This window comes from Streptococcus nasisuis, from assembly GCF_040836615.1.
In the GTDB taxonomy this organism is placed as follows: domain Bacteria; phylum Bacillota; class Bacilli; order Lactobacillales; family Streptococcaceae; genus Streptococcus; species Streptococcus suis_V.
The window spans coordinates 32,125-58,005 of sequence record NZ_CP162268.1; the positions used below are offsets into that span (position 1 = coordinate 32,125).

General features: G+C 44.6%; 25 protein-coding genes and 1 pseudogene. 24 read left to right on the forward strand and 2 right to left on the reverse strand.

Annotated elements, in window-relative coordinates:
• Positions 1–136 precede the first annotated feature (136 nt).
• From AB1F57_RS00230 to AB1F57_RS00335, 22 genes are all read left to right on the forward strand, one after another.
• Positions 137–346, forward strand: a complete 210-nt coding sequence (locus AB1F57_RS00230) for a hypothetical protein (RefSeq protein ID WP_367985881.1) — start codon at positions 137–139, stop codon at positions 344–346.
• Positions 347–503: 157 nt separating this feature from the next.
• On the forward strand, positions 504–1,238 hold the full coding sequence (locus tag AB1F57_RS00235) for a response regulator transcription factor (RefSeq protein ID WP_167785854.1): 735 nt from the start codon (positions 504–506) through the stop codon (positions 1,236–1,238).
• Positions 1,235–2,599, forward strand: coding sequence for a GHKL domain-containing protein (locus AB1F57_RS00240; protein WP_167785853.1), 1,365 nt, complete (start codon positions 1,235–1,237; stop codon positions 2,597–2,599). Before AB1F57_RS00235 ends, AB1F57_RS00240 begins: the two co-directional genes overlap by 4 nt.
• Before the next feature lie 322 nt (positions 2,600–2,921).
• Positions 2,922–3,656, forward strand: coding sequence for a hypothetical protein (locus AB1F57_RS00245; protein ID WP_167785852.1), 735 nt, complete (start codon positions 2,922–2,924; stop codon positions 3,654–3,656).
• Positions 3,657–3,683: 27 nt separating this feature from the next.
• On the forward strand, positions 3,684–4,559 hold the full coding sequence (locus AB1F57_RS00250; protein WP_105128650.1) for an ABC transporter ATP-binding protein: 876 nt from the start codon (positions 3,684–3,686) through the stop codon (positions 4,557–4,559).
• A gap of 1 nt (position 4,560) precedes the next feature.
• Complete coding sequence (locus tag AB1F57_RS00255) at positions 4,561–5,331, forward strand: hypothetical protein (RefSeq protein ID WP_367985883.1); 771 nt, start codon at positions 4,561–4,563, stop codon at positions 5,329–5,331.
• Positions 5,332–5,452: 121 nt separating this feature from the next.
• Positions 5,453–6,460 (forward strand): phosphate acyltransferase PlsX, encoded by a 1,008-nt coding sequence (gene plsX / locus AB1F57_RS00260; protein WP_167785850.1) that lies wholly within the window; start codon positions 5,453–5,455, stop codon positions 6,458–6,460.
• The gene (locus tag AB1F57_RS00265) at positions 6,453–6,701 is read left to right on the forward strand and encodes a phosphopantetheine-binding protein (protein ID WP_105138298.1); all 249 of its coding nucleotides are present in this window, start codon (positions 6,453–6,455) and stop codon (positions 6,699–6,701) included. Before plsX ends, AB1F57_RS00265 begins: the two co-directional genes overlap by 8 nt.
• 117 nt (positions 6,702–6,818) lie before the next feature.
• On the forward strand, positions 6,819–7,526 hold the full coding sequence (gene purC, locus AB1F57_RS00270) for a phosphoribosylaminoimidazolesuccinocarboxamide synthase (protein ID WP_105138299.1): 708 nt from the start codon (positions 6,819–6,821) through the stop codon (positions 7,524–7,526).
• 18 nt (positions 7,527–7,544) lie between these two features.
• Complete coding sequence (locus AB1F57_RS00275; RefSeq protein WP_367985885.1) at positions 7,545–11,264, forward strand: phosphoribosylformylglycinamidine synthase; 3,720 nt, start codon at positions 7,545–7,547, stop codon at positions 11,262–11,264.
• A 13-nt stretch (positions 11,265–11,277) separates the two neighbouring features.
• Positions 11,278–12,729, forward strand: a complete 1,452-nt coding sequence (purF, locus tag AB1F57_RS00280) for an amidophosphoribosyltransferase (protein WP_174852982.1) — start codon at positions 11,278–11,280, stop codon at positions 12,727–12,729.
• 60 nt (positions 12,730–12,789) lie between these two features.
• On the forward strand, positions 12,790–13,812 hold the full coding sequence (gene purM, locus AB1F57_RS00285) for a phosphoribosylformylglycinamidine cyclo-ligase (protein ID WP_367986320.1): 1,023 nt from the start codon (positions 12,790–12,792) through the stop codon (positions 13,810–13,812).
• Positions 13,809–14,366: a phosphoribosylglycinamide formyltransferase gene (purN, locus tag AB1F57_RS00290; protein ID WP_174852980.1), complete on the forward strand. Its 558-nt coding sequence runs from the start codon at positions 13,809–13,811 to the stop codon at positions 14,364–14,366. The genes purM and purN overlap by 4 nt, the downstream gene beginning before the upstream one ends.
• Positions 14,359–14,517, forward strand: a complete 159-nt coding sequence (locus AB1F57_RS00295) for a phosphoribosylaminoimidazolecarboxamide formyltransferase (RefSeq protein WP_105138304.1) — start codon at positions 14,359–14,361, stop codon at positions 14,515–14,517. The genes purN and AB1F57_RS00295 overlap by 8 nt, the downstream gene beginning before the upstream one ends.
• A 24-nt stretch (positions 14,518–14,541) precedes the next feature.
• Positions 14,542–16,092 (forward strand): bifunctional phosphoribosylaminoimidazolecarboxamide formyltransferase/IMP cyclohydrolase, encoded by a 1,551-nt coding sequence (gene purH / locus AB1F57_RS00300; RefSeq protein ID WP_174852978.1) that lies wholly within the window; start codon positions 14,542–14,544, stop codon positions 16,090–16,092.
• A gap of 116 nt (positions 16,093–16,208) precedes the next feature.
• Positions 16,209–16,484 carry a hypothetical protein gene (locus tag AB1F57_RS00305; RefSeq protein ID WP_044682511.1) on the forward strand — a complete coding sequence of 92 codons (276 nt, stop codon included), beginning with the start codon at positions 16,209–16,211 and terminating at the stop codon, positions 16,482–16,484.
• Positions 16,485–16,622: 138 nt separating this feature from the next.
• The gene (gene purD / locus AB1F57_RS00310; RefSeq protein ID WP_167785843.1) at positions 16,623–17,885 is read left to right on the forward strand and encodes a phosphoribosylamine--glycine ligase; all 1,263 of its coding nucleotides are present in this window, start codon (positions 16,623–16,625) and stop codon (positions 17,883–17,885) included.
• 27 nt (positions 17,886–17,912) lie between these two features.
• The gene (gene purE, locus AB1F57_RS00315) at positions 17,913–18,401 is read left to right on the forward strand and encodes a 5-(carboxyamino)imidazole ribonucleotide mutase (RefSeq protein WP_024383089.1); all 489 of its coding nucleotides are present in this window, start codon (positions 17,913–17,915) and stop codon (positions 18,399–18,401) included.
• Positions 18,388–19,461 carry a 5-(carboxyamino)imidazole ribonucleotide synthase gene (gene purK / locus AB1F57_RS00320; RefSeq protein ID WP_167785842.1) on the forward strand — a complete coding sequence of 358 codons (1,074 nt, stop codon included), beginning with the start codon at positions 18,388–18,390 and terminating at the stop codon, positions 19,459–19,461. Before purE ends, purK begins: the two co-directional genes overlap by 14 nt.
• Positions 19,462–19,463: 2 nt before the next feature.
• A complete protein-coding gene (locus AB1F57_RS00325) occupies positions 19,464–20,885 on the forward strand; it encodes a hypothetical protein (RefSeq protein WP_167785841.1) in 1,422 nt (473 codons plus the stop codon).
• Between the two features lie 14 nt (positions 20,886–20,899).
• Entirely contained in the window at positions 20,900–22,192 is a 1,293-nt protein-coding gene (gene purB, locus AB1F57_RS00330) for an adenylosuccinate lyase (protein WP_170238949.1), read from the forward strand.
• A gap of 73 nt (positions 22,193–22,265) precedes the next feature.
• Positions 22,266–22,436 carry a hypothetical protein gene (locus AB1F57_RS00335; protein WP_172074598.1) on the forward strand — a complete coding sequence of 57 codons (171 nt, stop codon included), beginning with the start codon at positions 22,266–22,268 and terminating at the stop codon, positions 22,434–22,436.
• A 174-nt stretch (positions 22,437–22,610) separates the two neighbouring features.
• Here AB1F57_RS00335 and AB1F57_RS00340 read toward each other — a convergent pair whose 3' ends face one another.
• Positions 22,611–23,459: a cysteine ABC transporter substrate-binding protein gene (locus tag AB1F57_RS00340; protein ID WP_367985886.1), complete on the reverse strand. Its 849-nt coding sequence runs from the start codon at positions 23,457–23,459 to the stop codon at positions 22,611–22,613.
• Between the two features lie 18 nt (positions 23,460–23,477).
• Positions 23,478–24,137, reverse strand: a pseudogene (locus AB1F57_RS00345) (amino acid ABC transporter ATP-binding protein); the annotation flags it as partial.
• Positions 24,138–24,240: 103 nt separating this feature from the next.
• Here AB1F57_RS00345 and ruvB point away from each other — a divergent pair.
• Positions 24,241–25,242, forward strand: coding sequence for a Holliday junction branch migration DNA helicase RuvB (gene ruvB, locus AB1F57_RS00350; RefSeq protein WP_167785838.1), 1,002 nt, complete (start codon positions 24,241–24,243; stop codon positions 25,240–25,242).
• A gap of 23 nt (positions 25,243–25,265) precedes the next feature.
• Positions 25,266–25,874, forward strand: coding sequence for an HAD-IA family hydrolase (locus AB1F57_RS00355; RefSeq protein WP_170238945.1), 609 nt, complete (start codon positions 25,266–25,268; stop codon positions 25,872–25,874).
• Positions 25,875–25,881: the final 7 nt, after the last annotated feature.

Below are 25,881 nucleotides of genomic sequence, written 5' to 3' on the forward strand. Positions count from 1 at the left end.
ATGATTCGTTGCTTCGTATCAAAAGTAAACCAATAAAACGATAGAAACAGCCTTCTCAGTGGAGAGGGCTGTTTTGTAGGTATTCCCTTAATTCTGTTTGGGCTTGGTGTGGTGTCAGGACAGCTAGGAAGGACAGATGGCTTCGGAAGCAGACTTGGTAGTCAGGCTCTTCATCAATCAAGATGAGCTGTCCAGTGTCATCTCGCTGGCGAATGGTTTTTGCTACCTTCATTCCATCCCAGAATATGTTTTGAGGGGTATTTATGATAAAATAGTAGTTAATTTGATGGGCGACGGGAAAATCTTCTTTGTGTTTGACTTGGAAGGGTCGCCCCAGTTGGTTTAAAATCCTTTCTATCGTATTTGGATAGAAGAATGGTTTTAGGATATAGATCATGTAGGCTTCTTTCCTTTCTTTGATATATCTTAGTATAGGAGATTTTAGAGAAAATGGGGTGGAGCTGTCATGAACAGTCTTTATTTTGTCATGAATGGGGGATGAGATGTTACGGATTTTTATCTTGGAAGATGATTTTATACAACAAGCTAGGTTGGAGCAGGCGATTGAGGAAGCTGTAAAAACGAGTGACGTTGCCTATAAGACCTTAGAAGTGTTTGGTAAACCTCAGCAGTTATTAGAGGCTGTGACAGAGACTGGAAATCATCAGCTCTTTTTCCTAGATATTGAGATTAGAGGTGAGGAGAAGAAAGGGATGGAGATAGCACGGGAGATAAGGGCGCGTGATCCGCATGCTGTGATTGTTTTTGTGACGACGCATTCGGAATTTATGCCTTTGACCTATAAATACCGTGTGTCAGCTCTTGATTTTATTGATAAGGGGTTGGATGAGCCTGCCTTTAAAGAAGCGGTGGCAGATGTTCTCCAACATGCTTATAGTCATATTAGTCAGACTGTGAGCGATGATGCTTTTGTTTTCAAGAGTGAGTTTTCTCAGATTCAGGTGTCGTTTTCAGATATTTTGTATTTTGAAACTTCTTCAACGCCTCATAAGGTCGTCTTGACAACCAAGTCAGGTCATACGGAGTTTTATGGCAAGGTGTCAGATATTGCAAAAACGGATGAACGTTTGTACCAGAGCCATCGGGCTTATGTGGTCAATCCAGCTAATATTCTTCGTGTGGATGCTGTGGAGCGGATGGTTTATTTTGAACAGGAGGAATCTTGCTTGGTCTCTCGAATGAAACTGAAAGGTTTGCTAGAGAGGGTTGGGAAATGATGGCTATTGGTTTAGTATTTCTAGTATCCTTCATCGACTGGTTTATCAAGCTTGGAGTTTTTAATCAGTTGAGTCAACTGAGCTTGAAATGGTGGCGATTGTTTGTTTTCTCAGGTCTATTCTCGGGATTATTCCTCCTTTTTCCAGACAGTGTTCCTTACCTTGAACCCTTTTATTTCTTGGTCTATCTTTTGATATTTCAACGGTCTTGGACTTGGTCTCAATCCTTGTTCTACGGTTTGGTACCTTTTGTCTTAGTTGATTTATTTCAGCGAACCTTTGGGATTTACCAGCTTAAGTGGACAACCTTTCAACTATGGCAGACACATATGGAATGGCTTGATATTCTCTTTGTGGTAGTGGTCCTTTTGCTCTTTATTCCTTTTTATCGGACCTTTATCCGTTTGCTGGGAATTGATTTTCAGCACATGAAGAAGGTCTTTGCCTATCCTAAGTTTAAAAAGAGTCTCAAGAACCTAATTTATTCTATGCTCTTCTATATTCTTGTGGTGCATACGTTGCTTGTTTTTGGACAGTCAGTAGGAGAAATGAGTTTTTCGGTGTCGCTTGGTATTGGCGATAGCCTAGTTGTTCTGGATTTTATCAAGATTTATTTTGCTTACTTTATTGGGAGTCTCTTTTTCCTCAATGCCAAGTTAAAAGAGCAGTTGACTGAGGAATTGCAGGAAGCAAAGGATGCTCAATTATCTTCTTTGGAAGACTACAGTCAGCATGTGGAAAGCCTGTATAAGGACATCAGGAGTTTTCGACATGACTATACCAATATTCTAGTCAGTCTGAATGAAGCTATCAAGCAGGAAGATGTCAGTGAAATCAAGGCTATCTATCAAACGGTTTTAGCAGGGACAGACCAGAAATTGTATCAAGATGCCTATGATATTGGAAATCTAGCACATCTGGATAATACTGCGATGAAAAGTATTTTATCTGCTAAGCTGATGGAAGCTCAAAGTCGGGGGATTCAGCTGACCGTTGAGATAGAAGAAGTTAGCACCGCTCCAGTAGGAATCGAATTGCTGGATATGGTGACCATCTTATCAATCTTTTTAGACAATGCCATAGAGGCAGCCAGTTTGTCAGCTGAGGAGAGTCTGCTTGTGGCCTATTTTGAAGACCAAGGTGAAAAAATCCTTATCATCGAAAATAGTACAGTGGAAGAACGGCTTCAAACAAAATCTATCTTTTCTTATGGAAAATCCAGTAAGGGAGAAGGGCGAGGGATTGGTTTGGCCAATGTGCAGAAAATCCTGTCACACTATCCATCTATTAGACTGGTGACGACTAGTCAGGCTTTTCGATTCCGTCAAGAACTACATGTGCCACATACGGTTAAAACATAATATTTACCGTTCATGACAAATAAACGACCATTCATTAGAGTGGTCATTTTTTATTGCTCTTTTGGTTTATACTCTTCTTGTAATACAAATCAATACTCTTCGAAAATCAAAATCAGGCGTTGTTGACTTGATTTGATGACTGAAAAGCTCCAGTGGAGGTTTTCAGCCTGTTACTTGAAAATATGAAAAGTAACAGAGTTCTATCTGCGCCATATAGACACGAACGATGTTCGCTCTATTTCCAACCTCCAAAGGTTCCCCAAACCTTTGGAGCTAGCCTGAATTTGATTTTCATTGAGTAGTAGTCCTAAGGAGTTAAATTATGAATCTGTTTCCTTCAGTATTTCAATCCGTTTTTAAAAGACGTGATGTGAATATTCTTTTAGCATTTGCCTTCTTGCCCTTGCTAGTATCTAGCTTGGCTGGTATAGGAGCTCAAATCAACACAGATGTGGCAAGTAGTTGGCTTTCCTTTATCGTGTCGGCTTTGGAGTTGCAATTCCAGTTGGTCTTACCTGCCTTAATCATGGGTTTTATCGTATCGTCGGTCTTTCGTGATGAGATTGGTTCAGGAATCCTGTTTCTTTACAAGGATATCAAGAAATCCAGCATTCTTCATGCCAAGTTGCTCAGTCTCTTTACTGTCTATACGATTTACTTCTTTGGGACGGTTCTTATCGCTAGCCTGACTTATGTTGTTACCATTGCTCCCCAGTATGGTTTCCACTGGCTTCCTGCTCATCAAGCTGCCTATAGTTGGCTTTATATCCTGACGATGATTGGCTTAAATCTGATTTTGCTTAGTCTGGTAGCGGCAGTATCTATCAAGCGAACAACCATAATGGCTGTCTTGACTGGGGTACTTTTTAACCTTTTTGCTCAAATCGCTCCACTTTTAAATGGTTTTCGCTATACTTTCCCACAGACCTATGCGACCAAACTGGCTGGACAGTTTCCATTTGGACTTGCTCTTGCCATTAGTCTAGGTTTGATCCTGTTATATTTTGGATTGGCTTATCGTTCGGCACGCAAGAATTTTGAAAAAATTGAATATTAAAAGATACCTAAGAAAGAGAGAATAACAATGCTTACAATCAAGAACCTATCAAAACAATTTGCTGGAAATGACTTTTACTCATTAAAAGATGTGAGTTTGGAAATTAAAAAAGGTGAAATCGTCGGCCTTATCGGTAAAAATGGTGCTGGGAAATCGACCTTGATGAAATTAATGGCTAAATCCCTCAAGCCGACAACAGGAAGCATTACCTATAATGGTGTGGATATTCATACGGCAGATAACTTGCTCAAGGATTTTGGGATTATGATTGACCCTGTTTTCTATCCAGAGATGTCGGTTATTGATAATTTGAAGTTTTACCTGACCTTGCATGGTAGAACAGAGATGTTTCCAAATATTGAAAAGACTCTCAAGCTCTTAGACTTGTGGGAGGCGCGCAACCGTAAACCAAAAGGGTTCTCATTTGGTATGAAACAGCGGACAGCTTTGGCTATTGCGATGGTAGCAGAGCCAGACTTCCTTATCTTAGATGAGCCTTTCGTGGGCTTGGACCCTGTCGGTGTCCAACAGTTGATTGATATTCTAAAATCTTGGTCACAGGAACGCAATATCTCTATGCTGATTTCCAGTCACCAGCTTGGCGAGTTGGAAGCTCTCTGTGAGCGTTATGTCTATATCGAAAAAGGTCAGTTGGCAGATGAGTTTGCTGGGCAGTCAGCTCCGAGTGTCTTGGTAGAGGTCAATAGCAGAGCAGATAAGGAAGCTCTCTCAGCCTATCTGACAGAGGCAATCACTCTGGATGGGGATATCCTAGAGATTTCCACTCAGGCAAGCAGTGGAGAACTCAATGCTGTCCTAGCCTACCTAGCTAGTCAAAACTTGATCAGCAAGCTTCATGTAAAAGAAAACCACTTGAAAGAAATCTTTAGTCGAGGTGAATAGTATGTTAGCAATTTTTAAACCTGTTTTTGCCAGTGTTTGGAAGAGGAAGGAAACCAAGATTTTCCTTGCCTTTGCCTTCCTCTTTCCGACCCTTTTTCTGGCTTCAACCTTTTTACCAAAAGCTTCCAACTTTATGGTGCCAAGTGTGAGCGGTGGCTATCTTTTCTCATTTGTTACTCTAACTGGTATAATGTTTAAATCTGCTAGTGACTTTGTTCTCCCGATTTTAGCCCTTTTCTATCTGACCTATACGGTCTTTAAGGGTGAGGCGGATAGCCATACCATGTTTCTCTATAAGGACATCAAGCGTCAGGACATCTTTTGGGCCAAGGTCTTGAGTCTGGTGACGATTGTCCTTATTTATACAGGAATCTTCCTATTGGTGATGGTGGTATATTACTATACTCGTATTGGTTATTTGGATTATGTTACCTTGACCTTCTGGGATCATCTGGCGGATGAAAATGCAGGGTTTGCTCAAAGGATCCTTGGCGGTATGCTAGATATGTTTGTCTGTATCTTGCTGGCTGCTTGTGTTTCCTTGTACTCAGGGGTCGGAGCGACTATGGCAGTTGCCTTTGGTTACTCACTTGGGTCAAGTATTTTAGCAGTATTTGGTTTGGCTAGTTTCTTTCCAACTGGTAACATTAATGTCTTGTATGAAGGAGCAAGCCTGTTTTCAACATTAGGAACATCTGTTTTGGTTACTTTGGTTTATTCGACGGTATTAGCCTATCTGACATTGAAGTGTTTTAAAAAGATGGAGTTTTAAGGTGCTATGCCCTTTCTAGTGATTAGAGAGGGTATTTGTTTTGCTCTGCTATTTCAATAATAGGAAAAAAGCTGAAATCGTGCTATAATATCCCTAAGACTAAAGTGAAGGAACTAGATAAATGAAACGTATTGCAGTAGATGCTATGGGTGGGGACCATGCCCCTCAGGCGGTCATTGAAGGGGTTAATCAGGCCCTCAAGGAATTTTCGGATATTGAAATTCAGCTCTATGGGGATGAGGCTAAAATCAAGCCCTATTTGACAGCGTCGGAGCGAGTGACCATTATCCATACGGATGAGAAAATCAATTCGGATGATGAACCAGTTCGAGCTATTCGTCGCAAGAAAAACTCTTCTATGGTTTTGGCGACTCAGGCTGTTAAGGATGGGCAGGCGGATGCAGTGCTATCAGCTGGAAATACGGGGGCTCTTCTGGCGGCAGGTGTCTTTGTTGTCGGTCGCATTAAGAATATTGATCGTCCCGGACTCATGTCCACTCTGCCGACTATGGATGGCAAGGGCTTTGATATGATGGATTTGGGGGCCAATGCAGAAAATACAGCCCACCACCTCTATCAGTATGGGATTATGGGCTCCTTCTACGCAGAGCATGTGCGTGGGGTCAAGAATCCGCGCGTGGCTCTCTTGAACAATGGTACGGAGGAAACAAAGGGAACACCTGTGCATCAAGAGGCTTTTGCTCTTCTCAGTCAGGAACCGTCTATCAACTTTATCGGCAATGTGGAGGCGCGTGAGTTGCTCAACGGCGTTGCTAATGTGGTTGTAACCGATGGTTTCACGGGAAACGCTGTGTTGAAAACAGTTGAAGGAACGGCTAAGTCTATCGTCGGTCAGTTGACAGGTGCTATCAAATCAGGTAGTTTCCTAGCCAAAATCGGTGGTCTCTTGCTCAAACCGACCTTGAAGAAGGCTCTAGGAGCCTTGGATTACAAGACAGCAGGCGGTGCGGTCTTATTGGGACTCAAAGCTCCGGTTATTAAGGCACACGGGTCTAGCGATGCAACAGCTATTTTCTATACGATAAAGCAGGTTCGTCAAATTTTGGATGCGAATATAGTAGAAAAATCTGTAGCTAAATTTTCACCAGTGGAGGACAATCATGACTAGGGAGCAAGTTTATCAGAAGATTGTGGAGATGATTCAAGAGGAGAAGGGAGAGGACTTTCTTGTCCATCCTGATTCTTCCTTGATGGACAATATTGCCCAAGATTCGGTTGAGGTTATGGAATTTGTTCTTAATTTGGAAGATGAATTTGGTGTCGATGTGCCGGATGCTGCCATTGAGCGATTCGAGACTTTGGCTGATATAGCAGATTTTATTTATGATGAAAAACAAAAACGTTCGTAGTTTACGAGCGTTTTTCTTTATTTTTTGTAAATGATTAGGTTATGTTTTGAATTAACGAATATTATCTGATAAGATAGAGTAATAGACTAGTATATCTTATGAAAGGCGAACATTCTCATGAAAACAGACCTTATCTATTCAGGAAAAGCTAAGGATATTTACGCAACGACGGATGACCAGCAAATTGTGGCGGTTTACAAGGATCAGGCAACGGCTTTTAATGGTGGGAAGAAAGAAGAGGTAGTTGGCAAGGGGCGACTCAACAATCTGATTTCTTCCTTGATTTTTGAAAAGATGGAGGCTGCAGGAATTGCAACCCACTTTATCAAGCGCCTGTCTGATACCGAGCAGCTCAATAAAAAGGTGGACATTATTCCGCTGGAAGTGGTCTTGCGCAATATCACGGCTGGTTCTTTTTCCAAACGCTTTGGGGTGGAAGAAGGGATCGAACTTGCGACGCCGATTGTGGAATTTTACTATAAAAACGATGACTTAGATGATCCTTTTATCAATGACGAGCACGTTGCTTTTCTGGATTTGGCAAGTACGGAAGACCTTGCCTATATCAAGACAGAAACGCGGAAAATCAATGATTTATTGAAGGATTTGTTTTCTCAGATTGGTCTGCGCTTAGTCGATTTTAAACTGGAATTTGGCTATGACAAGGATGGTCATATTCTATTGGCGGATGAATTTTCGCCGGACAATTGCCGTCTGTGGGATGCGGAGGGCAATCATCTGGACAAGGATGTTTTCCGGAGAAATCTTGGGTCTCTAACGGATGTCTATGAGTTGGTATTGGCAAAATTGCAGGAAGTGAAATAGGGGATTGGTAGCTTAGATATGGCGAAACGGATTTTTGTTGAGAAGAAGGCAGATTTTCAGATTAAGGCGGAGGTTTTGCTCAAGGAATTAGTCCACAATTTGCAGTTGAACAGTCTGTCTAGTCTGCGTTTGGTGCAGGTTTACGATGTCTTTGGCTTGGAGGAAGGCTTGTTTGAGCAGGCAGTCAAGCATATTTTTACTGAGCAGGTGACGGATAAGGTCTTGACCGAGCAAGATTTGGCGCTGGATCAGGCTGTTTCTTTTGCGATTGAGGCCTTGCCGGGACAATTTGACCAGCGAGCAGCGAGTGCCCAGGAAGCTCTCTTGCTCTTGGGCAGCCGTCAGGATGTTCGTGTCAATACAGGTCAGCTTTACATTTTGAATGCTGATGTGACAGAGGCAGACTTAACTGCGATTAAGAAATATTTGCTCAACCCAGTTGATTCTCGCTTCAAGGATATGGATGCGCCTCTCTTGGCTCAGGAATTTTCTGTATCTGATGCGACAATTCCGACCTTGGACTTTTTTGAAACCTATACGGAAGCAGATTTTGCGGCCTACAAGCGAGAAGTTGGTTTAGCAATGGAAGTGGCAGACTTGCTCTTCATTCAGGACTATTTCAAATCCATCGGACGTGTGCCGACCGAGACAGAACTCAAGGTATTGGATACTTACTGGTCTGACCACTGCCGTCATACGACTTTCGAGACTGAATTGCGTACTATTGATTTTTCAGCGTCACAATTCCAAAAGCAATTGCAGGCAACCTATGACAAATACTTGGTTATGCGAGAGGAATTAGGGCGGTCTGATAAGCCACAAACCCTCATGGACATGGCAACCATTTTCGGTCGCTACGAGCGTGCCAATGGTCGCTTGGATGATATGGAAGTATCGGACGAAATCAATGCCTGCTCGGTTGAGATTGAAGTGGATGTGGACGGTGTCAAAGAGCCTTGGTTACTCATGTTTAAGAACGAAACTCACAACCATCCGACGGAAATTGAACCCTTTGGTGGTGCTGCGACCTGTATCGGTGGTGCCATCCGTGACCCGCTTTCTGGTCGTTCATACGTCTATCAGGCCATGCGGATTTCAGGTGCGGGTGATATTACACAGCCTCTGTCTGAGACGCGAGAGGGCAAGTTACCGCAGCAAATCATTTCGAAAACGGCTGCACACGGTTATTCTTCTTACGGCAACCAGATTGGTCTGGCAACGACCTATGTCCGTGAGTATTTCCATCCAGGATTTGTAGCCAAACGGATGGAATTGGGAGCAGTTGTCGGTGCGGCTCCTAAGGAAAATGTAGTCCGTGAGAAACCTGTTGCAGGAGATGTGGTCATCTTGCTAGGCGGTAAGACTGGTCGTGACGGCATTGGTGGTGCAACAGGATCATCCAAGGTTCAGACGGTTGAGTCCGTTGAAACAGCTGGTGCAGAAGTTCAAAAAGGAAATGCCATCGAAGAGCGCAAAATCCAGCGCCTCTTCCGCAATGGCGATGTAACGCGTCTAATCAAGAAGTCCAACGACTTCGGTGCAGGCGGTGTCTGTGTTGCTATCGGCGAATTGGCAGATGGTCTGGAAATTGATTTGGACAAGGTACCCCTCAAATATGCCGGTCTCAATGGGACTGAAATTGCGATTTCTGAATCGCAAGAGCGCATGGCAGTTGTTGTCCGTCCTCAAGATGTGGAAACCTTCATCGCAGCCTGTGCGACAGAAAATATTCATGCGGTGGTTGTGGCAACAGTCACTGAGAAGGCCAACTTGGTGATGACTTGGAATGGTCAGCGGATTGTCGATATTGAACGAGCTTTCCTAGATACTAACGGTGTGCGCGTGGTGGTTGATGCCAAGGTCCTTGACAAGCCTGTTAACCTTCCAGAAAACCGTCAAACCTCTATAGAAACCCTAGCATCAGATGTGAAAGTTGTCCTGTCAGACCTCAATCATACCAGTCAAAAAGGGCTACAGACTATTTTCGACTCTTCTGTTGGTCGGTCAACAGTCAACCATCCACTCGGTGGTCGTCATCAGTTGACGCCTACAGAGGCTTCTGTCCAAAAAATACCGGTACAGAATGGGATCACTAGCACAGCATCTGTCATGGCCCAAGGCTATCATCCTTATTTAGCGGAGTGGTCGCCTTATCATGGGGCTGCCTATGCTGTTATTGAAGCGACAGCTCGCTTGGTTGCGGCAGGTGCCAACTGGTCCAAGGCTCGTTTCTCTTATCAGGAGTATTTTGAGCGGATGGATAAGCAGGCGGAGCGCTTTGGTCAGCCAGTAGCAGCTCTTCTGGGCTCCATTGAGGCGCAGATCCAGCTCGGTCTACCATCTATTGGGGGCAAGGACTCCATGTCAGGAACCTTCGAGGAGTTGACGGTTCCGCCAACCTTGGTTGCGTTTGGGGTAACGACTGCGGATAGTCGCAAGGTTCTCTCACCTGAGTTTAAGGCAGCAGGCCAGTACATTTATTATCTGCCTGGTCAAGCCTTATCAGCAGACATTGATTTTGACTTGGTCAAGTCTAATTTTGAGACTTTTGAAAAATGGCAGAGCCAGTATTCAATTACGGCTGCTAGCGCCGTCAAGTACGGTGGTGTCTTAGAAAATCTGGCTCTGATGACCTTTGGAAATCATATCGGTGCCGCTGTCCAATTAGATCAAGTTGACACTAGTTTGACAGGTCAGTTGGGTGGATTTGTCTTTACTTCAGCAGAAGAAATTGACGGAGCCCTGAAAATCGGTCAAACGACAGCCGACTTTACATTGGTTGTCAATGGTGTCAACTTATCAGGAGCAGAATTGCAAGCGGCTTTTGAAGGGACATTAGAAGAAGTCTATCCAACAACATTTGATCAAGCAAGTGACTTGCAGGAAGTTCCAGCCATTGCCTCAGAAGCAGTTATCAGGGCCACAGAAAAAGTTGATCAACCATTGGTTTACATTCCAGTATTCCCGGGAACTAACTCGGAATATGACTCGGCCAAGGCTTTTGAACAGTCTGGTGCTAAGGTCAAATTGGTTCCTTTCGTAACGCTGGATGCGGCAAGTATTGAGCAGTCGGTTGACAACATGGTTGACAACATTGACAAAGCAAATATTATCTTCTTTGCTGGTGGATTTTCTGCGGCAGATGAGCCAGACGGATCAGCTAAGTTTATCGTGACCATTTTGCGCAATGCCAAGGTTCGTTCTGCTATTGACAGCTTTATCGAAAAGGGCGGCCTGATCATCGGTATTTGTAATGGTTTCCAAGCACTTGTCAAATCTGGACTCTTACCATACGGAAACTTTGAAGAGGCAAATGAAACCAGTCCAACCCTCTTTTACAATGATGCCAATCAGCACGTTGCTAAGATGGTGGAGACGCGGATTGCCAATGTCAATTCACCGTGGTTGGCAGGTGTGCAGGTCGGAGATATTCATGCTATTCCGGTATCGCATGGCGAAGGGAAATTTGTCGTGACAGATGAGGAATTTGCAATCTTGCGTGACAATGGACAAATTTTCAGTCAGTATGTGGACTTTGACGGTCAACCTTCCATGGATAGTCGTTACAATCCGAATGGCTCTAGCCATGCTATCGAGGGAATCACAAGCAAGAACGGTCAAATTATCGGAAAAATGGGACACTCCGAACGCTATGAGGATGGGCTTTTCCAAAATATTCCTGGTAAGAAAGATCAAGGTCTCTTCGCAGCAGCGGTAAGCTATTTTACTGGAAAATAATTAGGGAAATACGATGAACGAAGTAAAATCACTTAATGAAGAATGTGGCGTTTTTGGTATCTGGGGACACCCTCAAGCAGCCCAAGTCACCTATTTTGGTCTCCACAGTTTGCAGCACCGTGGGCAAGAAGGTGCTGGGATTGTCTCTAATGATGCCGGTAAGCTCCATGGCCATCGTGCGACGGGGCTCCTGTCGGAGGTTTTCAAAAATCAGGCTGATTTGGACCGATTGAAAGGGAGCGCAGCTATTGGTCATGTCCGCTATGCCACAGCTGGATCGGCGGATATTCGCAACATCCAGCCCTTCCTTTATAAATTTCATGATGGGGAATTTGGTCTTTGCCATAATGGCAACCTGACAAACGCTATTTCTCTCAAGAAAAAGCTGGAAGAGCAAGGAGCTATTTTCAATGCCTCATCGGACACTGAAATCCTCATGCATCTGATCCGTCGTAGTCACAATCCTAGCTTTATGGGCAAGGTCAAGGAGGCCTTGAGCATTGTCAAAGGTGGATTTGCCTATCTCTTGATGACGGAGGACAAGCTGATTGCGGCACTGGATCCAAATGGTTTTCGTCCCCTGTCTATAGGGAAGATGAAAAATGGTGCCTGGGTCATTGCTAGCGAAACCTGTGCCTTTGAAGTGGTTGGTGCTGAGTGGGTACGCGATGTGGAGCCTGGGGAAATTGTCATTGTGGACGATACAGGCATTCATTATGATTGCTATACAGATGATACCCAGTTGGCTATCTGCTCTATGGAATATGTCTATTTTGCTCGTCCCGACTCGACCATTCATGGGGTCAATATTCACACGGCACGTAAAAACATGGGCAAACGCTTGGCGCAGGAATTTCAACATGAGGTCGATATTGTGGTCGGCGTGCCAAACTCTTCTCTCAGCGCAGCCATGGGCTTTGCCGAAGAATCAGGCTTGCCAAACGAGATGGGGCTGGTAAAAAATCAGTACACCCAGCGGACCTTTATCCAGCCGACGCAGGAATTGCGTGAGCAGGGTGTGCGCATGAAGTTGTCTGCCGTTTCTGGTGTGGTCAAGGGCAAGCGCGTGGTCATGATTGATGATTCGATTGTTCGTGGAACGACCAGCCGTCGGATTGTTCAGCTCTTGCGAGAGGCAGGGGCAGCGGAAGTCCATGTGGCGATTGGTAGCCCAGAACTCAAGTATCCATGTTTTTATGGCATTGATATTCAGACCCGTCGGGAACTGATTTCGGCTAACCATAGTGCTGAGGAAGTGTGTGAGATTATCGGGGCTGACAGCCTGACCTACCTTTCCTTGGATGGGATGATTGAGGCTATTGGATTGGACACGGATGCGCCAAATGGTGGTCTGTGTGTTGCTTACTTTGATGGTAAGTACCCAACCCCTCTCTATGACTACGAAGAAGAATACCTACGCAGTTTAGAAGAAAAGACAAGTTTTTACATTGAGAAGGTTAAGTAATGCCATATCAAGAGATTGACAGCTCTGTCAACCTTATGTAAATGAAAAAGAAGGAAATTTATTATGTCAAAAAATGCTTATGCTCAGTCGGGAGTTGATGTCGAGGCTGGTTATGAGGTTGTTGAGCGGATTAAAAAGCATGTAGCCCGTACTGAACGACTAGGTGTCATGGGGGCCCTCGGTGGTTTTGGTGGTATGTTTGATTTGACGCAATTAGACGTCAAGGAGCCTGTGCTGGTTTCTGGGACGGATGGTGTCGGCACCAAGCTCATGCTGGCTATCCAGTACGACAAACACGATACCATCGGTCAGGATTGTGTGGCCATGTGTGTCAACGACATCATTGCTGCTGGTGCAGAGCCGCTCTATTTTTTGGACTACATTGCCACTGGCAAAAATGTTCCTGAAAAGTTGGAGCAGGTTGTTGCCGGTGTGGCTGAGGGCTGTGTCCAGGCAGGTTGTGGGCTGATTGGTGGCGAGACGGCTGAGATGCCTGGCATGTACGGCGAGGACGACTATGACTTGGCAGGTTTTGCGGTTGGTATTGCAGAAAAATCCCAGCTCATCGACGGCAGTAAGGTCAAAGAAGGCGATGTCTTGCTCGGCTTGGCCTCAAGTGGTATCCACTCCAACGGTTACTCGCTGGTGCGTCGGGTCTTTGCAGATTTTGATGGGGACGCTCTGTTGCCAGAGCTCAATGGCAGAGCTCTAAAGGATGTCCTCTTAGAGCCGACCCGTATCTATGTCCAGCAGGTGTTGCCTCTGGTAAAAGCAGGGCTGGTCGACGGCATTGCTCATATCACAGGCGGTGGTTTCATTGAAAATATTCCCCGTATGTTTGCTGACAATCTCGCTGCTGAAATCGAAGAAGACAAGATTCCTGTCCTTCCAATCTTTACAGCCCTTGAAAAATATGGCAATATCAAACACGAGGAAATGTTTGAGATTTTCAATATGGGAATCGGTTTGGTCCTGGCTGTCAGTCCAGAGCAGGTGGAGAAAGTCCGTGAACTTGTAGGCGAGGAAGTCTATGAAATTGGCCGTATTATTGCCAAAGAAGACAAGAGTGTGGTCATCAAATGAAACGAATAGCTGTTTTTGCCAGTGGGTCTGGTTCTAATTTTCAAGTCATCGCTGAGCAGTTTGAAGTTGCCTTCGTCTTTTCAGACCGTAGAAATGCCCATGTCTTGGAACGGGCTGAAAAACTTGGCGTGCCAGCCTTTACTTTTGAATTAAAAGAATTTGCGGATAAGCAGGCATATGAAGAAGCCCTCATCCAACTCTTAGACCAACACCAGATTGACTTGGTGGTCTTGGCAGGCTATATGAAAATTGTGGGTCCGACCTTGTTAGCTCAATATGAAGGTCGTATCATCAATATCCACCCGGCTTATTTGCCTGAATTCCCAGGAGCTCATGGAATTGAAGACGCTTGGATTGCAGGTGTGGCAGAAAGTGGCGTTACCATTCACTGGGTGGACAGCGGTATTGACACGGGGAAGATTATCAAACAGGTGCGTGTGCCGAGATGCACAAACGACACTCGTGAGAGTTTCGAAGAGCGCATTCATGATGCGGAATATCAGCTCTACCCAGAGGTACTGGAGAGTTTGGGAGTGAGAAAATCTGATGATTAAGAGAATCATTTCATTTATTCTAACCTTCATCTTAGCAGCCCTGCTCTTTAATAGCTTTATTTTTGCCAATTTGGAAAATCCTGCACGACTGATTTTAGCCTACGGTCTATCATTGATTTTGTCAGGATTTCTAATGACCCAAGTCAAATAATTGATTGTATAAAAAGGAGAAAACATGACAGCAAAACGTGCCTTAATCAGCGTCTCAGATAAGACAGGTATTGTAGAATTTGCTAAAGAATTGACAGCTTTTGGTTGGGAAATTATCTCGACTGGTGGTACAAAGACAGCTTTGGATCAGGCAGGGGTGCCGACGATTGCTATTGATGATGTGACAGGTTTTCCTGAGATGATGGACGGCCGTGTCAAGACACTTCACCCCAAAATCCACGGGGGCTTGCTCGCTCGTCGGGATTTGGACAGCCATTTGCAAGCTGCCAGCGACCATGAAATTGGCTTGATTGATTTGGTGGTAGTTAACCTTTATCCATTCAAAGAAACAATTCTTCGCCCGGATGTAACCTATGATTTGGCAGTGGAAAATATTGACATTGGCGGACCGTCTATGCTTCGTTCGGCGGCTAAGAACCATGCCAGCGTGACCGTTGTTGTGGATCCGGCTGATTATCCGATAGTTTTAGGAGAAATAGCAGAGCAGGGGGAAACTAGCTACTCAACGCGTCAGCGATTAGCAGCGAAGGTCTTTCGTCATACCGCAGCTTACGACGCTTTAATAGCTGATTATTTCACTAAGCAAGTAGGTGAAGAGAAACCTGAGAAACTTACTCTTACTTATGACCTTAATCAGCCAATGCGCTATGGAGAAAATCCACAACAGAATGCTGATTTCTACCAAAACGCCCTTCCGACGGACTATTCGATTGCATCTGCTAAGCAGTTAAACGGGAAGGAACTATCCTTCAATAACATTCGTGATGCGGATGCCGCTATTCGTATTATCCGTGATTTCAAGGACCGTCCAACTGTTGTAGCTCTTAAACATATGAATCCATGTGGTATCGGACAAGCAGATACTATTGAAAAGGCGTGGGATTATGCTTATGAGGCTGATCCAGTATCGATTTTCGGAGGAATCGTTGTACTTAACAGAGAAGTAGACGCTGCGACTGCTGAAAAGATGCATCCGATTTTCTTAGAAATCATCATCGCACCGAGCTACTCGACAGAAGCGTTAGCAATTTTGACAAATAAAAAGAAAAATCTTCGCATTTTAGAATTGGCTTTTGATGCTCAAGATGCTAGTGAAGTAGAAAAGGAATTCACAGGCGTTGTTGGTGGTCTCTTGGTGCAGGATCAGGACGTAGTAGTGGAAAACCCAGCGGACTGGCAGGTTGTGACTGAGCGTCAACCGTCCGAGCAAGAGTGGGCAGCTATGGAGTTCGCCTGGAAGTCTTCTAAGTATGTCAAATCCAACGGGATCATCATCACCAACGACAAGATGACCTTGGGAGTGGGACCGGGGCAAACCAACCGTGTAGCTTCCGTCCGCATTGCTATCGAGCAAGCTAAGGACCGTTTGGATGGTGCTGTTTTAGCATCGGATGCATTCTTCCCATTTGCAGATAATGTGGAAGAGATTGCTGCAGCAGGTATTAAGGCCATCATTCAGCCTGGTGGATCTGTCCGTGACCAGGATTCCATTGACATGGCCAATAAATATGGCTTAACAATGGTCTTTACAGGAGTCAGACATTTTAGACATTGAGATTGAGAAATAAACATAGCACCCCAGCTGGAGAAGTTGGGGTGTTATATTTTTAGACTATTTTCAGCTTATTCCATTAATCTATTCTCATCAATATGAAAGTGAGGATAATCGCAATGTTAAATAAAGATCAGTTTTGTGCATTAGGGCTGGAATTAGGAGTGGCAACAGAAAACTTGCGTTTACAGGTTGCTACTGTAGATTTACTGCATTCTTTGAATAAGCCAGAGAATAGTGAATTGGTACGACTCCACCTTCATAATATTACAGATGCCCTTCACAGCAACTTACAGGCTGTCATCAATCGTATAGATGATGTAGCTTGTAAACTATTTTCTGAAATGGAGGAGTTGGAAAAGGAGGCCAGACAAGTAGAGAATACTATTCAATAACTGTTCATTTTTTTTTAAGCTAATTTGCTCACCTTGTGTGAGCTTTTTCCATTCCCGAACATTCTCCTGTTTTTTCTATTAAAATCCGTCTGTTTTTGCTATACTGTTTATAGAAAATCCGTTTTTGAGGTATAAAAAATGAAACTTTTGGTTGTTGGGTCTGGTGGTCGTGAACATGCGATTGCAAAGAAGTTGTTGGCATCTGATCAGGTAGAACAGGTCTTTGTTGCTCCTGGAAATGATGGAATGACTTTAGATGGGATTGAATTAGTGAATATCGGTATTTCCGAACATTCTGCATTGATTAACTTTGCAAAGGAAAATGATATTGCATGGACTTTTGTTGGTCCAGATGATGCTCTGGCAGCAGGTATCGTTGATGATTTTGAACAGGCTGGGTTAAAGGCATTTGGTCCGAGTCGTCTCGCCGCGGAGCTAGAGTGGTCAAAAGACTTTGCTAAACAAATCATGGTCAAATACGGCATTCCAACAGCAGCCTTTGGCACTTTTTCTAACTTCGAAGAAGCCAAAGCCTACATCGAAGAGCAGGGTGCACCAATCGTGGTCAAGGCGGACGGATTGGCACTGGGCAAGGGTGTGGTCGTGGCGGAAACCGTCGAGCAGGCGGTCGAAGCGGCACGGGAGATGCTCTTGGACAACAAGTTCGGTGACTCGGGTGCCCGCGTAGTCATCGAGGAGTTTTTGGAGGGTGAGGAGTTCTCGCTCTTTGCCTTGGTCAACGGCGACCAGTTCAATATCCTGCCGACAGCCCAGGACCACAAGCGTGCCTTTGACGGCGACCAAGGTCCTAATACAGGCGGCATGGGTGCCTACGCTCCAGTGCCTCACCTATCTCAAAGTGTGGTGGAAACAGCAGTTGACACCATTGTCAAGCCGATTCTTGCGGGCATGATTGCTGAAGAGCGACCTTATCTTGGTGTGCTCTATGCTGGCTTGATTCTGACCGACCAAGGTCCCAAGGTCATCGAGTTCAACGCCCGTTTTGGCGACCCAGAAACCCAGATTATCCTTCCTCGCCTGACCTCTGACTTTGCTCAGAACATCGACGATATCCTCCATAAACGCCCGACACAGCTGACTTGGCTGGATAGTGGCGTGACGCTGGGCGTAGTCGTGGCTTCAAACGGCTACCCTCTGGACTATGAGAAAGGCGTAGAGTTGCCAGCAAAGACCGAGGGCGATATCACGACCTATTATGCAGGGGCTCGTTTTGCGGAAAATAGCAGAGCACTGCTATCAAACGGCGGTCGGGTCTATATGTTGGTCACCACAGCAGATACCGTCCAAGAAGCCCAAGAGAAAATTTACTCGGAGTTGAAAAATCAAGATACGACAGGCCTCTTTTATCGGACAGATATTGGAAGTAAAGCTGTTAAATAACTTGGTATAAGAAAAGGAAGTGCAAATATGAACATTCCAATTTCCATCATCATGGGCTCTAGTTCCGACTGGAAAACCATGAAAAAAGCAGCCGATGTGCTGGATAAATTTGGCGTAGCCTATGAAAAGAAAGTGGTCTCTGCCCACCGCACACCAGACCTCATGTTCCGTCATGCCGAGGAAGCGCGTGGTCGTGGCATCAAGGTTATTATCGCAGGAGCGGGCGGTGCGGCTCATTTACCAGGTATGGTAGCAGCTAAGACAACCCTGCCTGTCATCGGCGTCCCTGTCCAGTCCCGTGCCCTTAGCGGTGTGGATTCGCTTTATTCTATCGTGCAAATGCCAGGCGGTGTGCCTGTTGCGACCATGGCTATTGGTGAAGCAGGTGCGACCAACGCGGCTCTGACAGCTCTTCGCATTCTCTCCATTGAAGACCAAACCATTGCAGCTCAGCTGGCAGACTTTGCCAAGGAACAGGAAAAAATTGCGGAGGCGATGACAGATGACCTCATCTAAGACAATCGGAATTATCGGTGGCGGTCAGCTGGGTCAGATGATGGCTATTTCGGCTATTTACATGGGTCACAAGGTGATCACGCTGGATCCTGCGGCGGACTGCCCAGCCTCCAAGGTTAGCGAGGTTATCGTCGCTCCCTATCACGATGTGGCGGCCCTCAAACAGTTGGCGGAGCGGTGCCATGTCCTGACCTACGAGTTTGAAAATGTCGATGCCGACGGACTGGACGCGGTCATCAAGGACGGTCAACTTCCACAAGGGACAGACCTCCTCCGCATTTCCCAGAACCGCATTTTTGAGAAGGATTTTTTGGCAAAAAAAGCTGGCGTGCAAGTCGCACCCTACAAAGTCGTCACTTCTAGCCTAGACCTAGAAGGTCTGGACCTCAGCAAAAACTACGTTTTGAAGACAGCTACTGGGGGCTATGATGGACATGGCCAGAAGGTTGTTCGAGAAGAAGCGGACTTGGTAGAGGCTAGTCAACTAGCCAACTCTGCCGAGTGTGTTTTGGAAGAGTTTGTGAATTTCGACCTGGAAATCTCCGTCCTTGTGTCTGGGAATGGCTCCGACTACACCGTCTTTCCTGTACAGGAAAATATCCACCGCAATAATATTCTTTACAAAACCATCGTTCCTGCCCGTATTTCAGATGAACTAGCTGAAAAAGCCAAAACTATGGCCTTGCAAATAGCAGATAAACTTCAATTAGCAGGCACCCTTTGTGTTGAAATGTTTGTGGCAGGGCAGGAAATTCTTGTGAATGAGATTGCCCCTCGACCTCACAATTCAGGACATTATTCTATTGAAGCTTGTAATTTTTCACAGTTTGATACCCATATACAGGGTATCCTTGGTCAACCCCTACCTCCTATCCGTCTGCTCTCTCCAGCCGTTATGATCAACGTCCTCGGACAAGATATGGAAGCAGTTCAAACCTTTCTTCAAGAAAACCCTACCGCCCATCCCCACTTTTATGGTAAACTAGAAGCGAAGCACAATCGCAAAATGGGACACGTGACGGTGTTGGGGGAGGATGTGGATAGTGTGGAGGAGTTTTAAAAATGTATCAAAAGTATGCGTTTAAAATAAAGGATAGTAATATAGTATCTGATCGTGATGCTTTGATCAGAAATCTGACAATAAATCGTAATAAATTAAAGATTGAAGATAATAACGTATCCATTGGAGATAAAAAAATTCAAATAGAAATATATTATCAAGGAAAGGATACAAAATTTCCTACTGGAATAATAAAAGTTGTGTCAAACTCAGTTGAAGAATTAGAGTTGTTTGATAAAACTATAAAAGAAATAGTTGGAAATGAAAATAGATTTGGGAAATTTACATGCATATATGATGGGATAAGTGCACACTATTCAACACAAATTTATTCCGAACTTCATGAAATTGAGCGTCGTACACAAGAATTTTTAAGAGAGGTATTTTTCTTAAGTGATAAAAGTGGAGAATTAAAGGAATACCAAGCGACTATCAAAAAAATGGATAGTAATGATTTTTCGTTTAGCAAATTGATTAATGAAATTTTTAAAGAAAGTGATATAACTGATGAATTTATTAATCATGTTAGAGCTTGTGTTGAATCTGGAACAGTTCCTAATAGAGATTTATTGCCAAAAAGTTTATGGGATAGTGTAGATGATTCTTTATTGGATGATAAAGAGCAAGGTTTAGAGATTAATAATTTATTAAATGAAATTCGCTCAACAAGAAATACAATTGCTCATTGTAAAGATTTTAAAAGACAAGATTATAATAGCTGTATAGTACAAGTTGAAAAATTGAAAAAAGCGCTGACTAAAATAATAGAGTCCATAGAGTCTACAGATGTTTCTAAAATGTCTCGAGAAGTGTCACGAATAAATAATTCCTTGCAATCAGATGATGATTTTCTTAAACAGAAATATTTTACGGTATATGATATTTTTGAAAAGGATATTTTAGCTAGGACAGGTTTGTCAGAAATTGATTGGGAAAATGTTTCTGAGGATATAAAGTCTTTAGAGATGCATCATCAATTTTATGAATTAATTAGTGAAAAAACAGATGATGAAATCACCGAAGAAATTCAAATGTTAGAAAAAATAAATTTCACTGATGTAGATAAAGATGAAAATTTAGATGACTTAACTATCATAGTTCCTGCACAAAAGGATGGGTTCCAACGAGTTTTTCTAGGTAAAAAAGAATGGTATGATATAAGAATAGGGAAATTAAGAAGAAATAAGATTAAGTACATTGCAGGCTATGAAGTTTCACCTGAGAGTGGTGTGAAATATTGGGCTGAAGTGGATAAAATAGTTCCGTCAGATAACTATGTAGGTTACTGGAAAGTTATCTTTAAAGGAGAAGTGCAGGAATATCCAGAGTATAAAAAGTTGGGAGATACGTGGCCGCCTCAAAATAGTAGATACGTATCCAAAAAAGCTTTGGATGAAGCTAAAGTTTTATCAGATATTTTTTAATTTAAGGAGAAAACATGCTAACACGTTATTCCCGCCCAGAGATGGCGGCTATTTGGAGTGAAGAGAACAAGTATAAGGCTTGGTTGGAGGTGGAAATCCTCGCTGATGAGGCTTGGGCTGAGTTGGGTGAGATTCCGAAGGCTGATGTGGCGCTGATTCGTGAGAAGGCGACTTTTGACATCGACCGCATTTTAGAGATTGAAGAGGAAACCCGTCACGATGTGGTGGCTTTCACGCGTGCGGTTTCGGAAAGTCTTGGCGAGGAACGGAAGTGGGTCCACTATGGTCTGACCTCGACCGACGTGGTGGATACGGCTTACGGCTACCTCTACAAGCAGGCCAACGACATCATCCGTCGCGACCTTGAAAACTTTACCACTATCATCGCTGACAAGGCGCGTGAGCACAAGTACACCATCATGATGGGGCGGACCCACGGCGTCCATGCGGAGCCAACGACCTTCGGTCTGAAGTTGGCGACTTGGTATAGCGAAATGAAACGCAATATGGAGCGTTTTGATGTGGCGGCTAAGGGCGTTGAGGCTGGTAAAATTTCAGGTGCGGTTGGAAACTTTGCCAACATTCCTCCGTTTGTGGAAGAGTATGTTTGTGGCAAATTGGGCATTCGTCCGCAAGAAATTTCGACCCAGGTCCTTCCTCGTGACCTCCACGCAGAATATTTCTCAGCCCTAGCCTTGATTGCAACGTCTATCGAGCGTATGGCGACAGAAATCCGTGGACTACAAAAATCTGAACAACGCGAAGTCGAAGAGTTCTTTGCCAAAGGCCAAAAAGGTAGCTCTGCTATGCCCCATAAACGCAACCCTATCGGCTCTGAAAATATGACTGGTCTGGCTCGTGTGGTGCGTGGTCACTTGGTGACGGCTTTTGAGAATGTGGCTCTCTGGCACGAACGCGATATCTCCCACTCGTCAGCGGAGCGTATTATCACGCCGGATACGACTACCCTCATCAACTACATGCTCAATCGTTTTGGCAATATTGTTAAGAATTTGACGGTCTTTCCTGAAAATATGAAACGCAATATGGAGTCAACTTTTGGCTTGATTTACAGTCAGCGTGTCATGCTCAGCTTGATTGAAAAAGGCATGACCCGTGAGGAAGCCTATGACTTGGTGCAACCAAAAACAGCTCATTCATGGGATAATCAAGTGGACTTCAAGCCCCTCCTCGAAGCGGATGAGCGTGTGACTGCCAAACTTAGCCAGGAAGAAATCGATGAACTCTTCAACCCAGACTACTATGCTAAGCGGGTGGATGACATCTTTGACCGACTTGGATTATAAAAAATCAAAATTCTTTGGATTTCCAGAGAATTTTTTCTTTACTTGCGAATAATATAAGTGAGGAGGAACCCAAATGTCAAAAAACAATATTTTATTCTTTGGTCAACCAGATGCTGGAGGAGAAAAAGTTTCAAAACTAGAGAGCAAGTTTGAGAAATATGTAGAAAACCTGGTAGATAGACAGATAAAATCGGGCAACAAACATTTCAAAAAATGGTTTATCCGTGTGAAGATTGAAGAATAACTTGAAAAATTTTTTCAGCTTTCTTTAAGTTTGATATTCTATACTATATCCAAGCTAGAAATAGCGAAATTTCTTTTTCATATAAAACTCCGAAAAATGACCAGCCTTATCCATTGGCTGGTCGTTTTTTGCTACAGTAAAAGGCACAGATTATCTGCACCTTTTCGCTTTGTATTATTCGACTACTCCGCCTTCTACGACGAGGTCGTCTGCTTTAGCAGCGTCACCGTAAACAGGATGGAGAGTTTCTTCGTAGGCCTTGTGGAAGAATTGTTTTTGACCGAGTTTCTCAATGGTTTGATTGATGAAATCTAGCAATTCCTTATTGCCTTTTTGGACTGCAGGAGCAATTGTATCGACATCGCCAAGAGTTTTGATACCGACTTCAAAGCCTTTATTTTCCAAAGCCCAAGCCAGAACTTCAGTGTTGTCTGTACTCATTGCGTCACCACGTCCGTCTAGGAGAGCCTCATAGGCTTCGCTGTACTGATTGTATTTTTGGAGTTTGACTTCTGGGTGATTTTTCTCAAAATACACTTCGGCAGTCGTTCCTTTGCTGACAATGAGTGTTTTGCCATTCAGCTGCTCTGGATCTGTAATAAGTGCGGAACTTGGTGAAACGACACCGAGAGAGACCTTCATATACGGCAGAGCAAAGTCGACCTGTTCTTTGCGTTCATCCGTTACGGTAAAGTTGGCTAGGATAATGTCAACCTTCGCAGAAGTGAGGTATTCGACGCGGTTGGCTGCCTCGACAGGAACGTATTCGACTTTTACGCCCAATTCTTCAGCCAAGCGGTTGCCGAGATAAATATCGTATCCTTGGTATTCACCGTTTTCATCGACATAGCCGAAAGGTTTTTTATCACTAAAAACACCAATTTTGACTGTTCCGCTTTCTTTGATCTGTTCGAGCGTACGAGCAGTCGCGCCGCTGGTAGAAGTTGAAGAATTACCGCAAGCAACGAGAATGACGGCTGCAAGTAAACTGAGGACAGCTAGAAGTGGTTTAAAAATTTTCATCATAATCTCCTTTTTGTTTTAAAAATGGTTGAAATCAAAGGTAGTTAGAAAGGCTTGAGCCCGTTCGGTTTTGGGTGATTGGAAGAACTCTTGGGCGGTGTTTTCCTCAATAATTTGGCCCTTGTCCATGAAAATAATACGGTCGGCAATGGCGCGTGCGAATTCTAATTCATGGGTGACAATCAGCATGGTTCGTCCTTCTTTGGCAAGGTCATTGATCAACATCAAGACTTCACGAACCATCTCAGGGTCGAGGGATGCTGTTACTTCGTCAAAGAGAATGATGTCGGGGTGCATCAGCAGGGAGCGGATAATGGCGACCCGTTGCTTCTGTCCACCGGATAATTCTCGTGCAAAGCTATCTTTTTTATTTTCCAGTCCAACTCGTTTGAGGAGGCTTTCGGCTTCGGTCTGTACCTCTGCCTTATTGCGTTTTAAGGCTTTGGTTGGTGCCAGAGTAAGATTTTGCAAGACATTCATGTGGGGGAAGAGCTCATAGTCTTGGAATACCATGCCGATTTTCTGGCGAATATCCTGCAGAGACAGGTTTCCAGAAAGGATGGATTGGCCGTCTAGGAGAATGTCCCCGCCTTGGATGGTTTCTAATTTGTTGATACAACGCAACAAGGTGCTCTTGCCACAGCCGGAAGGTCCTAGAATGACAACGACTTCTCCCTCATTCCGCTATCTCTAAGTTGCCAGCGACAAGAGCTAGGTATCATATAATCTCCGGAAAATGCCAGACTTAGTCTGGTCTTTTCTTTTGTGCTATAATAATCTCATGACAAGAATTTTAGATACGGAACAAATGCAGGATGAGGAGTACGTTGAGCGCACCCTGCGTCCGCAGAAATTAAATGAATACATCGGTCAGGACAAGGTCAAGGACCAGCTGAAAATTTTTATCGAGGCAGCCAAATTGCGCGACGAGGCTCTGGACCACACCCTGCTCTTCGGTCCTCCGGGTTTGGGTAAGACCACTATGGCTTTTGTGATTGCCAATGAACTGGGCGTTAATATCAAGCAAACCAGCGGCCCCGTCATTGAAAAGGCGGGTGATTTGGTGGCGCTTCTCAACGACCTAGAGCCAGGCGACGTTCTCTTTATCGATGAAATCCACCGCATGCCCATGGCTGTGGAGGAAATCCTTTACAGTGCCATGGAGGATTTCTACATTGACATCATGATTGGAGCTGGTGAAGCCAGCCGCTCCGTCCATTTGGAATTGCCACCTTTTACTTTGATTGGGGCGACGACTCGGGCGGGCATGCTGTCAAATCCTCTACGGGCTCGTTTCGGGATTACAGGCCACATGGAATATTATGAGCTGGCTGATTTGACGGAGATTGTTGAGCGGACGGCGGACATCTTTGAGATGGAGATTACTCATGAGGCGGCTATTGAGCTGGCTCGTCGATCTCGAGGAACACCCCGTATCGCCAATCGCCTGCTCAAGCGGGTGCGGGATTTTGCCCAGATTATGGGCGACGGTCTGATTGACGATGCTATCACGGATAAGGCCCTGACCATGCTGGACGTGGACCGAGAGGGGCTGGACTATGTGGACCAGAAGATTTTACGGACCATGATTGAGATGTACGGTGGTGGACCTGTCGGGCTCAATACCCTGTCAGTCAACATCGCCGAGGAACGTGAGACGGTCGAGGATATGTATGAACCTTATCTCATCCAGCAGGGCTTTCTGATGCGGACACGGACCGGTCGGGTTGCGACAGCCAAGGCTTATGAGCATTTGGGCTATCCTTATCCGGATGGAAAATAGCAGAGCGGAAAGGGAGAAGCGACATGAAACCGACTTTTATCTGGGACTTAGACGGTACCCTGCTAGACTCCTACCAGGCGATTCTAGCAGGTATCGAAGAAACCTATGCCCAATTTGATATTCCCTTTGACCGCGAGGAAATTCATGCCTTTATTCTCACTTATTCAGTCAAGGATTTGCTGGCGCTAGATGCTCAGAAATATGGTAAGGACTTGGCGCAGCTCAATCAAGCCCGAGCCAACTCTCTCCGTGAGAAGAACACGGCTATCCAGTTGATGGAGGGCGCGCGTGAGCTGCTGGAATGGACCGTGCAGGAGGGCATTCAAAACTTTATTTACACCCACAAGAGTGACAATGCTTTTCAGGTTTTGGAGGATTTGGGCGTCGACCATTATTTTACGGAAATTCTGACCAGTGACTCGGGTTTTGCCAGAAAGCCGGCCCCGGAGGCTTTGCTGTATTTGATTGAAAAATATGACTTAGATAAATCGACCACCTACTATGTTGGCGACCGCCTGCTAGACGTGGAAACCGCTCTGGCTGCAGGGATTGGCAGTATAAACTTGCAGATTGACGGGGTGGAAGGGAATATAAAAATCGAGAGTTTATTGCAGATTGTTCCGTCAGTATGAATTTAGA

What these genes read in the sequence shown, in the direction of transcription:
- plsX (WP_167785850.1), top strand. Translation starts at nt 5,453, where the DNA reads ATGAAACGTATTGCAGTAGATGCTATGGGTGGGGACCATGCCCCTCAG.
- purN (WP_174852980.1), top strand. Translation starts at nt 13,809, where the DNA reads ATGAAACGAATAGCTGTTTTTGCCAGTGGGTCTGGTTCTAATTTTCAA.
- AB1F57_RS00305 (WP_044682511.1), top strand. Translation starts at nt 16,209, where the DNA reads ATGTTAAATAAAGATCAGTTTTGTGCATTAGGGCTGGAATTAGGAGTG.
- AB1F57_RS00265 (WP_105138298.1), top strand. Translation starts at nt 6,453, where the DNA reads ATGACTAGGGAGCAAGTTTATCAGAAGATTGTGGAGATGATTCAAGAG.
- AB1F57_RS00240 (WP_167785853.1), top strand. Translation starts at nt 1,235, where the DNA reads ATGATGGCTATTGGTTTAGTATTTCTAGTATCCTTCATCGACTGGTTT.
- purH (WP_174852978.1), top strand. Translation starts at nt 14,542, where the DNA reads ATGACAGCAAAACGTGCCTTAATCAGCGTCTCAGATAAGACAGGTATT.
- purF (WP_174852982.1), top strand. Translation starts at nt 11,278, where the DNA reads ATGAACGAAGTAAAATCACTTAATGAAGAATGTGGCGTTTTTGGTATC.
- AB1F57_RS00245 (WP_167785852.1), top strand. Translation starts at nt 2,922, where the DNA reads ATGAATCTGTTTCCTTCAGTATTTCAATCCGTTTTTAAAAGACGTGAT.
- purC (WP_105138299.1), top strand. Translation starts at nt 6,819, where the DNA reads ATGAAAACAGACCTTATCTATTCAGGAAAAGCTAAGGATATTTACGCA.
- purB (WP_170238949.1), top strand. Translation starts at nt 20,900, where the DNA reads ATGCTAACACGTTATTCCCGCCCAGAGATGGCGGCTATTTGGAGTGAA.
- purE (WP_024383089.1), top strand. Translation starts at nt 17,913, where the DNA reads ATGAACATTCCAATTTCCATCATCATGGGCTCTAGTTCCGACTGGAAA.
- AB1F57_RS00325 (WP_167785841.1), top strand. Translation starts at nt 19,464, where the DNA reads ATGTATCAAAAGTATGCGTTTAAAATAAAGGATAGTAATATAGTATCT.
- AB1F57_RS00255 (WP_367985883.1), top strand. Translation starts at nt 4,561, where the DNA reads ATGTTAGCAATTTTTAAACCTGTTTTTGCCAGTGTTTGGAAGAGGAAG.
- AB1F57_RS00230 (WP_367985881.1), top strand. Translation starts at nt 137, where the DNA reads ATGGCTTCGGAAGCAGACTTGGTAGTCAGGCTCTTCATCAATCAAGAT.
- ruvB (WP_167785838.1), top strand. Translation starts at nt 24,241, where the DNA reads ATGACAAGAATTTTAGATACGGAACAAATGCAGGATGAGGAGTACGTT.
- purK (WP_167785842.1), top strand. Translation starts at nt 18,388, where the DNA reads ATGACCTCATCTAAGACAATCGGAATTATCGGTGGCGGTCAGCTGGGT.
- AB1F57_RS00335 (WP_172074598.1), top strand. Translation starts at nt 22,266, where the DNA reads ATGTCAAAAAACAATATTTTATTCTTTGGTCAACCAGATGCTGGAGGA.
- AB1F57_RS00295 (WP_105138304.1), top strand. Translation starts at nt 14,359, where the DNA reads ATGATTAAGAGAATCATTTCATTTATTCTAACCTTCATCTTAGCAGCC.
- AB1F57_RS00250 (WP_105128650.1), top strand. Translation starts at nt 3,684, where the DNA reads ATGCTTACAATCAAGAACCTATCAAAACAATTTGCTGGAAATGACTTT.
- AB1F57_RS00275 (WP_367985885.1), top strand. Translation starts at nt 7,545, where the DNA reads ATGGCGAAACGGATTTTTGTTGAGAAGAAGGCAGATTTTCAGATTAAG.
- purD (WP_167785843.1), top strand. Translation starts at nt 16,623, where the DNA reads ATGAAACTTTTGGTTGTTGGGTCTGGTGGTCGTGAACATGCGATTGCA.
- AB1F57_RS00355 (WP_170238945.1), top strand. Translation starts at nt 25,266, where the DNA reads ATGAAACCGACTTTTATCTGGGACTTAGACGGTACCCTGCTAGACTCC.
- AB1F57_RS00235 (WP_167785854.1), top strand. Translation starts at nt 504, where the DNA reads ATGTTACGGATTTTTATCTTGGAAGATGATTTTATACAACAAGCTAGG.
- AB1F57_RS00340 (WP_367985886.1), bottom strand. Translation starts at nt 23,459, where the DNA reads ATGAAAATTTTTAAACCACTTCTAGCTGTCCTCAGTTTACTTGCAGCC.